This is a genomic window from Enterococcus ureilyticus (genome assembly GCF_001730315.1).
GTDB lineage: Bacteria > Bacillota > Bacilli > Lactobacillales > Enterococcaceae > Enterococcus_L > Enterococcus_L ureilyticus.
Window position 1 is genome coordinate 65,487 of the sequence record NZ_MIKC01000009.1, and the last position, 9,572, is coordinate 75,058.

General features: G+C 33.6%; 7 protein-coding genes. 5 read left to right on the forward strand and 2 right to left on the reverse strand.

Annotated elements, in window-relative coordinates; translation table 11 throughout:
* Positions 1-45: 45 nt before the first annotated feature.
* Positions 46-756: an HAD family hydrolase gene (locus BCR24_RS05920; protein WP_069639651.1), complete on the reverse strand. Its 711-nt coding sequence runs from the start codon at positions 754-756 to the stop codon at positions 46-48.
* 1,077 nt (positions 757-1,833) lie between these two features.
* Here BCR24_RS05920 and BCR24_RS05925 point away from each other — a divergent pair.
* Positions 1,834-3,549 (forward strand): ABC transporter ATP-binding protein, encoded by a 1,716-nt coding sequence (locus tag BCR24_RS05925; RefSeq protein ID WP_069639652.1) that lies wholly within the window; start codon positions 1,834-1,836, stop codon positions 3,547-3,549.
* 36 nt (positions 3,550-3,585) lie between these two features.
* Here BCR24_RS05925 and trpS read toward each other — a convergent pair whose 3' ends face one another.
* Positions 3,586-4,602, reverse strand: coding sequence for a tryptophan--tRNA ligase (gene trpS / locus BCR24_RS05930; RefSeq protein ID WP_069639653.1), 1,017 nt, complete (start codon positions 4,600-4,602; stop codon positions 3,586-3,588).
* 364 nt (positions 4,603-4,966) lie between these two features.
* Between trpS and spxA the strand changes: the two genes are divergently transcribed.
* The 4 genes from spxA to pepF all read left to right on the forward strand — a co-directional run bounded on the left by spxA (position 4,967) and on the right by pepF (position 9,408).
* A complete protein-coding gene (gene spxA / locus BCR24_RS05935) occupies positions 4,967-5,365 on the forward strand; it encodes a transcriptional regulator SpxA (RefSeq protein ID WP_010760718.1) in 399 nt (132 codons plus the stop codon).
* Positions 5,366-5,619: 254 nt separating this feature from the next.
* Positions 5,620-6,270 carry an adaptor protein MecA gene (locus BCR24_RS05940; protein ID WP_069639654.1) on the forward strand — a complete coding sequence of 217 codons (651 nt, stop codon included), beginning with the start codon at positions 5,620-5,622 and terminating at the stop codon, positions 6,268-6,270.
* A 93-nt stretch (positions 6,271-6,363) separates the two neighbouring features.
* The gene (locus BCR24_RS05945; protein ID WP_069639655.1) at positions 6,364-7,554 is read left to right on the forward strand and encodes a competence protein CoiA; all 1,191 of its coding nucleotides are present in this window, start codon (positions 6,364-6,366) and stop codon (positions 7,552-7,554) included.
* A 36-nt stretch (positions 7,555-7,590) separates the two neighbouring features.
* Positions 7,591-9,408 carry an oligoendopeptidase F gene (pepF, locus tag BCR24_RS05950; protein WP_069639656.1) on the forward strand — a complete coding sequence of 606 codons (1,818 nt, stop codon included), beginning with the start codon at positions 7,591-7,593 and terminating at the stop codon, positions 9,406-9,408.
* Positions 9,409-9,572: the final 164 nt, after the last annotated feature.

A 9,572-nucleotide genomic window follows, 5' to 3' on the forward strand; every position in this document is an offset into this window, starting at 1 on the left:
ATCCTTATGTTCTCATTAAGGAATGTACAGCATTTTTTGTATCTTTTATGAAAATATTGATTGAATCGTCGGAAGCAACTCTTCAAAAGAAGTTACTTCTTCCATGTGATGCGTTTTTTCATCCCTAGGCATTTGTCTTAATCGGTGATTGAACCACAGCGAATGCCATCCGCCGTTTTTGGCACCTACAATATCATTTTCAAAACTATCACCTACATACAAAGTACATTCGCAATCCATATTAAACTCTTTAGCGGCAAGGTCAAAAATTTCTCGTTCTGGTTTTTGGAAACCAGTGCTTTGAGAAATAATAATATTGTCTGTTGGAACCCAGTTTTCTAATTGAAGTTGTTTTACTTTTTTAAATTGATGGTCTGTAGGACCGTTTGTAATGATTCCCATAGGAATATTGTTTTCTTTTAAGAAATCAAATACCTTGGTTACTTCTGGATGCATTACAATATTATCTAATTCATCTTCGTACGTTTTTTGAAAAGATAAGCCGTCTTCTTGTGAAACACTTGGATAATTTAGGTCTTTTAGTGATTCATTGATGCGATAAAAACGCATAAATTCTAGCGTCCATTCATCTGACATCACTTTTGGAAAGGTTTCATCACTATGCACACGAAAGCGAATATATAACGCATGCATGTCCTCCGATTTTACACAAGGAAAGACTGTTTTGATCGCATTTCTAAACGGTTGTTGCTGGTCATAAATCGTATCATCCACATCAAAAACAATGGTTTTCATTTAAACAATTGCACCCCTTAATAATTTTCAGGAAATTTTTCAATATCCTTTTTCATTGTAGCGAACTTTTTCACAAAATAACAGAAAGAAAATTTTAATTTAGATTAGAATGCTGACATTGACAGGTTGTGGGTGCATAATAGGAGGGAATTTTATCATAGGAGCTTTCAAAATTGGCCTCTTTTTCAGTATGGTTAAATTTTTTCTCTAGTTTTTGTAGAGAAGGTAACTTGTAGAAATTAAAATATTGATAGAATAAGAAAACATCAAATAGATGGAAAAAACATAAATATTTTTTTAATAAGCAAAATATGAAGTAATATTTCAGAAGTATTTTGACATCTACCGTGAAATTTATGAATCAGAAAGCGAATAAAAAAACATATTTAGCTAGTTTATTCTTCAAAAAAGTACGATCGAAAGTAAAATTTTGAAGTAGTAAAAAAAATAACTTTTAGTATAATAAAAAACAGAAACACCGATCAGGCCTATCTTCCCCAAGACATAAGCAACTCATCGGTGTTTTTTATGATGTACATGTATATGTATAATTTAACAAATTGCTTTAATCTTTTCAAGTGATTGATATAACAGCATTTAGAACTTTCAAAATGTATAAAAAACTGAATTGAATGTCTTGAACAAAGTTTGAAATTTGATTGATTTTTAATTAAATTAAATATTTACTTCTTTTTAGGTCTCCACAATATCAAAAATTATTTCGAAAAATAATCGATAATACATATACAATAGACAAAGCTTCGTAACATCTTAAAAATAATAATCTGATAACGCCACATACAAGATAAAATTCACTTATTATAAAAAACTATCATTACCGGATGTTCTTATTGACCACCAAAAGCAACTTTATAGGAAGTATTTTAAGATTTCTGTCATGCTGTTTGAATAGTTTTTTACATAAAATTTTAGTTAGTGTCTATTTTTTTAAGACATGAACGGTGGAAATCTAATGTGATAGCTTCTTGTTTTATCGATTTTTTACCAGTTTTCAATTTTGCATCCTTCCCTTACTTTGCGTATAATGGTAACAGTGTCCAAAGAAAGAGGGAGTTTATGTTAAAGCGATTTTTTAGTTACTATCGGCCGTATAAGTACCTATTTATTTTAGATTTTGGTTGTGCAGTTCTCGCTGGCTTGTTGGAATTAGCCTTTCCAGTTGTTGTGAATCAAGTGATTGATAAAATCATGCCTAAAGGAAATTTTCGTTTGATCGGGTTAGCCTGTGCAGGTTTGCTATTATTTTATATACTCAATACAATTTTACAGTATATCGTTGTATTTTTTGGTCATAAGTTAGGGGTAAATATTGAAACGGATATGCGTCGTGAATTATATGGACACTTACAAACGCAGCCATTTGAATATTATGATAATCAAAAAACAGGGAAATTGATGAGTCGTTTGACAACTGATTTATTTGAAATCTCTGAAGTAGCTCATCATGGACCAGAAGATGTGTTTATCACAGTAATGACAATAATTGGTTCATTTTATTTGATGCTAAGAATCCATGTGCAGTTAGCGCTAGCTACTTTTATTGTGTTGCCATTTATTACGATTGCACTAGTTTTCTTCAATAAAAAGATGACCAAGGTCAATACAAAAATTTATGATAATTTGGGTGACTTTAATGCAGGTGTTGAAGCATCTGTTAGTGGTATCCGGGTGACGCAATCGTTTGCTAATGAACCTTTTGAGCGTCAACGTTTTGAAGGATTGAATCAAGCGTATCGTCAATCAAAGATTTTGTTTTATAAAGTAATGGGCATCAGCTCAGCGTATAATTACTTTTTGATTCGATTGATCAATCTATTTGCGTTGATTTTCGGAGCGTATTATACAATTAGAGGTGAGATTACAGATGGGCAATTCGTTGGCTTTATTTTATTATCGAATGTTTTTGTCCGTCCAATTGAAAAAGTCAACAACATGATCGAAAGTTATCCGAAAGGAATTGCAGGATTTAAGCGGTTTACAGAAGAAATCGATAAAAAACCAACCATTCAAGATAAGCCCGATGCTGTAGCTGTTGAACATTTACATGGGGATATTGTCTATGATGATGTTTCATTTTCTTATGCGGATTCTACAAAAGTATTAAATCATATTGATTTATCTATTGTACCAGGTGAAACAGTTGCCTTTGTCGGTCAAAGTGGTTCAGGTAAAACGACATTATGTAACTTGTTGCCAAGATTTTATGAAGTAACCGAAGGCAAAATTACCATTGACGGGATCAATATTCAAGAAATGACACTGGCTTCTCTAAGAAGTCAAATTGGTATCGTTCAACAGGACGTGTTCTTATTTCCGGGAACAATTCGAGAAAATATTGCTTATGGTAAATTAGATGCAACAGAAGCGGAAATTCAAAAAGCTGTTCAGTTGGCTCATTTGGAAAAAGTAGTCGATCAAATGTCTGAAGGTTTAGATACGATAATTGGTGAACGAGGTGTGAAACTTTCAGGTGGGCAAAAACAACGAGTGGCAATTGCTCGAATGTTCCTAAAAAATCCACCGATTCTAATCCTTGATGAAGCGACTTCTGCATTGGATACGGAGACAGAACAAGTGATCCAAGAATCTTTAAATTCTTTAGCAAAAGGTCGAACAACGCTGATTATCGCTCATCGTTTGGCAACAATTAAACATGCAACGCGGATCATTGTTGTTAGTGATAAAGGAATATTAGAAGAAGGGACGCATGCAGAATTACTTGCAAAAGGTGGACACTATCGTCGTTTGCATGATGCTCAGTTTAGAGAGTAAAAAAGCCAAGCTGATTTGTTCAGCTTGGTTTTTTTATTAGTTTCTTTTGCGCGGTTTTCTTCCTAAACCGATCGCATTTTTCATGCGTTGTAAGGTTTTATTTGCTACTAGGCGTGCTTGTTCAGCTCCTTGATCAAGGATGTTATCTAGCTCATCAGAAGCTAATAGTTCATGATAACGCTCTTGGATTGGGGCCAATAGTGCCACAACAGCTTCCCCCAGGTCAGTCTTAAATTCTCCATAGCCTTTTCCTTCATAGGCTTGAGCGATTTCCTCGACTGGACGATCCGTAGCGGAAGAAAATATACTTAGTAGATTTGAAATACCAGACTTATTCTCAGGATCGTACTCAATAATACCTGTTGAATCTGTGACAGCTGATTTAATCTTTTTACGTATAACAGCAGGTTCATCTAGCATAGAGATAAAGCCTTTAGTATTTGAATCAGATTTACTCATTTTTTTAGTTGGATCTTGTAAGCTCATCACACGTCCGCCTTGTTTGGCGATTTTTACTTCTGGAAGGACCAGAATTTCTTGATTCGCTTGACCATAGCGTTTATTGAAGCGTTCAACAAAATCCCTAGTCAATTCTAAGTGTTGTTTTTGGTCATCGCCAACAGGCACAAGGTTTGCATTATATAAAACAATATCACCAACCATTAAAGGTGGATACGTTAAAAGCCCAGCACTAACTCCTGTCCGTCCATTTTTTTGTGATTTATCTTTGAATTGAGTCATCCGTTCTAATTCACCAATTGTTGTGTTGCATTGAATGATCCAAGCCGCTTCAGCATGTGCGGAAACCTCTGATTGGATGAAGATCGTCGCTTTTTCAGGGTCTAGTCCAACAGCTAGGTATAAGGCAGCTAAACTGCGTGTCTGTTGCCGTAACTTCAATGGATCTTGAGGGACTGTTATAGCGTGTTCATCTACAATACAAAAATAACAGTTATAATGATTTTGTAAATCAATAAATTGTTTCATCGCACCAATATAATTTCCAATCGTTGGTGTCCCACTGGGTTGAATGCCAGAAAATATAGTTTCCATAAAGTAACCACCTTAATCAATTAATAAAAAACTCATTGCTATCATTATACAGCTAAAAGTAAAAAAAAACAGGATTACTAAAAAAAAATAAAATGTCAGAATTTTTAGACTAATACAGTTGTAGAATTTTATGGAAGCTGTATCAGTTTTATTCGTTTTGAAAACGTTATAATTTTATGTTGTAAAAAGACAAGTTTTATTTTATTTTTAAAAAAAAACACGTAAAATAACGAAAAACTATATAATTTTTTGGAAAAAGAACTAGTATTTTTATTAGAAGTTGGGTATACTTAAATTAAATAGGAAAACAGTTAGATTTCCTGTTTCAAAAAAGTGACCCAAGTCACAAAAAGGAGTGGTGCACATGTTGACACTTTATACTTCCCCAAGTTGTACGTCTTGCCGTAAGGCTCGTGCATGGTTGCAAGAACACGAGATTCCATTCAAGGAAAGAAATATTTTTTCAGAACCATTGAATATTTCTGAATTGAAAGCAATTTTGCGAATGACAGAAGATGGAACAGAGGAAATTATTTCCACTCGTTCTAAGGTTTTCCAAAAACTTAATATGGATTTGGATGAACTTCCGTTGCAGGACTTGTTAGAGTTAGTTAAAGAGAATCCGGGATTGTTGCGTCGACCAATAATGATTGATGAAAAAAGATTACAAGTTGGTTTTAATGAGGATGAAATTCGACGCTTCTTGCCAAGAGGAGTTCGGCAGTTGGAATTACGTCAAGCGCAATTGATGGCAGGTTTATAAAAGGTAAGAGGAGAATCTTTGTCCTTGTGACAGAGGTTTTCTTTTTCTATTAATCCCTACATAGTAAGTTATTGCTTTTTTTATAGGATATTATAAAAAAAGAACATATATGTATAAGAATCGAAATTTAAGGAATATCCTAAGACAACAGATTATTTAGGAAGATTGTGACTTTTCCCTTTACATTTGGCGTGATTCCGCTACAATGTACGTAAGAATAAGTTTCCTGATTAGCAAAAGTGAGGTGTAGCGACATGGAAATGGAACATATCAATGAAAATACCATACGTGTGTTGATTGGCAATGAAGATTTAGCTGATAGAGGAATCACATTTTTAGATTTGCTAGGCAACCATAAAGAAGTAGAAAATTTTTTCTATAGTATTTTAGAAGAAGTTGATGTGGAAGATGAATTTCAAGGCAGTGAAGCTGTTACCTTTCAGGTTCTGCCAAAAAGCGATGGGTTAGAACTATTTATTAGTAAGAATGCATCAATCGATGAAGTGTCTAATTTTGAAGGCTTCAACGATTTAAATTCAGAAGAAGTAAGTAATATAATTCGTAAACAAATTGAAGAGGATTTTGCTGATGAAACACAGGAATTTTCTGATAACACAGTAAAAAATTTAGTCTTTGAGCTTAACGATTTTGACACGATGGTTCAACTGGCAAATGAAGTATTCCTACAATCTGTAATAGCGAATTTATATACATTTAAAGGAACATATTATCTCCAAACTATTTTCTTGTTGGATGAATTAGGGAAAAACAATGTAGAAAATGAAATGGCTCAATTATTGGAATATGCTAATTTATCTGCTGTGACACCTGAAACATTGAATGAATATGGGACCTGTATTATGGAACGTAACGCATTAGAATTAACAAGATATTACTTTGAATAGTTGGAAAACTGAGCTAGAGCGATGATCGTTTTAGCTCAGTTTTTTTGATGATTTTTTTAATTTTATGCGTATCTTAATTATGAGGTGATTAAGATGTTGAATGCATATTCAAAAGACGATAAAATTGTAACCTTATTACATTTATCTAGAGCAGAAGTAGAACAGTTGCGAGATCAGCCGTATTTTTGCCCTGCCTGTAAGCATCCGGTTCGAATAAAAAATGGCAAAGTTAAATTACCACATTTTTCTCATTATAGTCACAGTGCTTGTACTATTCATTCTGAAGGAGAGACCCTTGAGCATTTAACTTTAAAAAAAATGTTTACTAAATGGTGTGAGAGGCAGTCTATCTGTTATGAATTAGAAAAATATTTACCAGACTTAAATCAACGTCCAGACCTTTTAATAGGAAATATTGCTTTGGAAATTCAGTGCAGTCCGTTGAGTATTCAAAGATTGGTAGAACGAACTAAAAACTATCAAAAGAACGGCTATATCCCTATTTGGATTTGCGGAAAAAAAATATTTTCAAATCACCAAGTATTAAGCGAACTAGCTAAAAATTTATGTTACTATTCTGATAAAATTGGATTTTATTTATGGGCAGTAGACTGGGAGCAAGAAGAATTGTCATTACATTTTCATATAGAAGAGGATTGGAAAAAAAGACTTTATTCTTCAAAAAAGACATGGTCATTTTATCGTCATTCATTAAAGCAAATTTTCGATTTTCCAAAGGAATCTAAAGTTTATATTCAAAGAGAAATTAAAATTGGAGAATTAATACAGAACTATTATTTTGAGTTGAACAAAGGATTATTAGTACGTGATGAAAGGATCAGAGTAGTCCAGGCTGCATTATATAACAATCATTTTCATCTACTTCAACTACCTAATTGGTTTTATTATCCAGGTCTCCGTATATTTTGTTGCAGAGGATCAGACATACTTTTAAAAGTTAAAATCTGGAAATGGGTACAGTTTTTTGATCAGAATGTTATTGGACATGTAGCTTTAATAAATGTTTTGGCAAAAGAATTGGAAGAATCATCTGAACTGTTTTATGAGTTACCTAATGTACCGATGAAATCAATTCAAGCTATTTGTTTGAATCAACTATTTATCTATTTGATTTCGTGTGGGCATTTAACCAAAGTACAAAATGGTTGGGAAGTGAGGGCTGGAAATTCGGATCAAAGCCCAATAAGTATTAAAGCATGGCTGCAAATAATTAAAAATAAACGTATAATCACTGCTACTCCAATTAGAAATGTGATAAGATAAATCTATATAAGAATAATTTGAAAAGGGGCAGATGTAATGAGTGAAGCAAAACAACTACCAGAACGTTCCAGCTTACCTATTGAAAAGACATGGGACTTAACAAAAATTTTTGAAAATGATGAAGCGTTTGATGAAGCGTATCAAGTGTTAGTTGATGAATTAAAAGAAGTTGAGCACTTCAAAGGTAGATTAGACAAAGATAGTGATACATTTTTAAATAGTATTGAAATGTTATTAAATATCTATCGTAAAATTGAAGTGATTTATGTATATGCTCATTTAAAAAATGATCAAGATACGACGAATACGGCTTATCAAGCTTTGTATGCACGAGCAAGCTCTCTATTAGCTCAAACAAGTGAAGCGGTAGCATGGTTTGAACCTGAAGTACTATCGTTAAGTGACGATAAAATATGGGGGTACTTTAACGAAAACAGCCAGCTTGAAATCTACCGCCATTTTATAGAAAATATTTTGAGCGACAGGCCGCATATATTATCTGCTGATCAAGAAGCTTTGTTGGCTGGCGCAGGTGAAATCTTTGAAGCATCTAGTAATACCTTTTCAATTTTGAATAATGCAGATTTGAAATTTCCGGTGATTGAAAATGAGCAGGGAGAAAAGATTCAGTTGACTCATGGTGTTTACGGACAATTAATGGAAAATACGCATCGAAGTGTTCGTGAAGAAGCATTTAAAGGGTTATACACGGTATACGAACAATTCAAAAATACATTTGCTCAAACCTTGAGTTCGCACGTCAAAGCACACAATTATAAAGCCAAGATTCGTAAATACTCTTCGGCACGAGAAGCCGCTTTGAGCAATAACCATATCCCAGAAAGTGTTTATGATACTTTATTGGATGTAGTCAATCAAAACTTACCGTTGCTTCATCGCTATGTGTCTCTAAGGAAACGTTTGTTAAAACTAGATGAACTTCATATGTATGACATGTACACACCGATTTTAGGAGAAGCCTCAATCAAGTATTCCTATGAAGAGGCAAAAGAGAAAGCTATTGAAGCATTGAAGCCAATGGGAGAAGAATATTTAAATATAGTTCAAACGGCGTTTACAGATCGTTGGATCGATGTAGTTGAAAATCAAGGCAAACGCAGTGGCGCCTATTCATCTGGAGCCTATGATACAGTGCCGTATATTTTGATGAACTGGCATGATAGCTTAGATCAACTCTACACATTAGTTCACGAAATGGGACATAGTGTTCACAGTTATTTCACTAGAAGTAATCAACCGTATGTCTATGGAGACTACTCAATTTTCTTAGCTGAAATAGCTTCAACAACGAACGAAAATCTTTTAACAGAATATTTACTAGAAACGGAAACAGACCCGCGAATCAGAGCATATGTATTGAATCATTATTTAGACGGTTTTAAAGGAACGATTTTCCGTCAAACTCAATTTGCCGAATTTGAACATTTTATTCATACTGAGGATGCTAAAGGAATTCCTTTAACGAGTGAATATTTAAGTGAGTATTATGGAGAACTAAATCAGAAATACTATGGTCCGCAAGTGAAAAAAGACCCGGAAATCTCATTAGAATGGTCCCGAATCCCTCATTTTTATTACAATTATTATGTTTATCAGTATGCTACAGGATTTTCAGCAGCATCCGCATTAGCAAATAAAATATTAGCGAATGAACCTTTAGCATTGCAAAATTATTTGGCCTATTTAAAATCAGGTAGTAGTGATTATCCGATAGCAGTCATGAAAAAAGCAGGAGTAGATATGACCAAGCCACAATATATCGAAGATGCGATGACTATTTTTGAAGCAAGACTAAATGAACTAGAGCAACTTGTGCTGTCTTTAGAGTCATAAGAAACAGAAAAAAAACCTCATCTTCTGATTCGTTAGAAGATGAGGTTCTTGATTGTGTGATTATAACGGCTCTATAATATATTGTGTTGGTGGAAATCAAAAAAGATTTTCTACCAGCACTTTTTTAAGCATTTAAACACAAAAAAGGAACAACTAACTGATAA

Bases quoted from the DNA above. Each gene is read 5' to 3' on its own strand.
- BCR24_RS05945 (WP_069639655.1), top strand. From the start codon at position 6,364: ATGTTGAATGCATATTCAAAAGACGATAAAATTGTAACCTTATTACAT.
- pepF (WP_069639656.1), top strand. From the start codon at position 7,591: ATGAGTGAAGCAAAACAACTACCAGAACGTTCCAGCTTACCTATTGAA.
- BCR24_RS05925 (WP_069639652.1), top strand. From the start codon at position 1,834: ATGTTAAAGCGATTTTTTAGTTACTATCGGCCGTATAAGTACCTATTT.
- BCR24_RS05920 (WP_069639651.1), bottom strand. From the start codon at position 756: ATGAAAACCATTGTTTTTGATGTGGATGATACGATTTATGACCAGCAA.
- spxA (WP_010760718.1), top strand. From the start codon at position 4,967: ATGTTGACACTTTATACTTCCCCAAGTTGTACGTCTTGCCGTAAGGCT.
- trpS (WP_069639653.1), bottom strand. From the start codon at position 4,602: ATGGAAACTATATTTTCTGGCATTCAACCCAGTGGGACACCAACGATT.
- BCR24_RS05940 (WP_069639654.1), top strand. From the start codon at position 5,620: ATGGAAATGGAACATATCAATGAAAATACCATACGTGTGTTGATTGGC.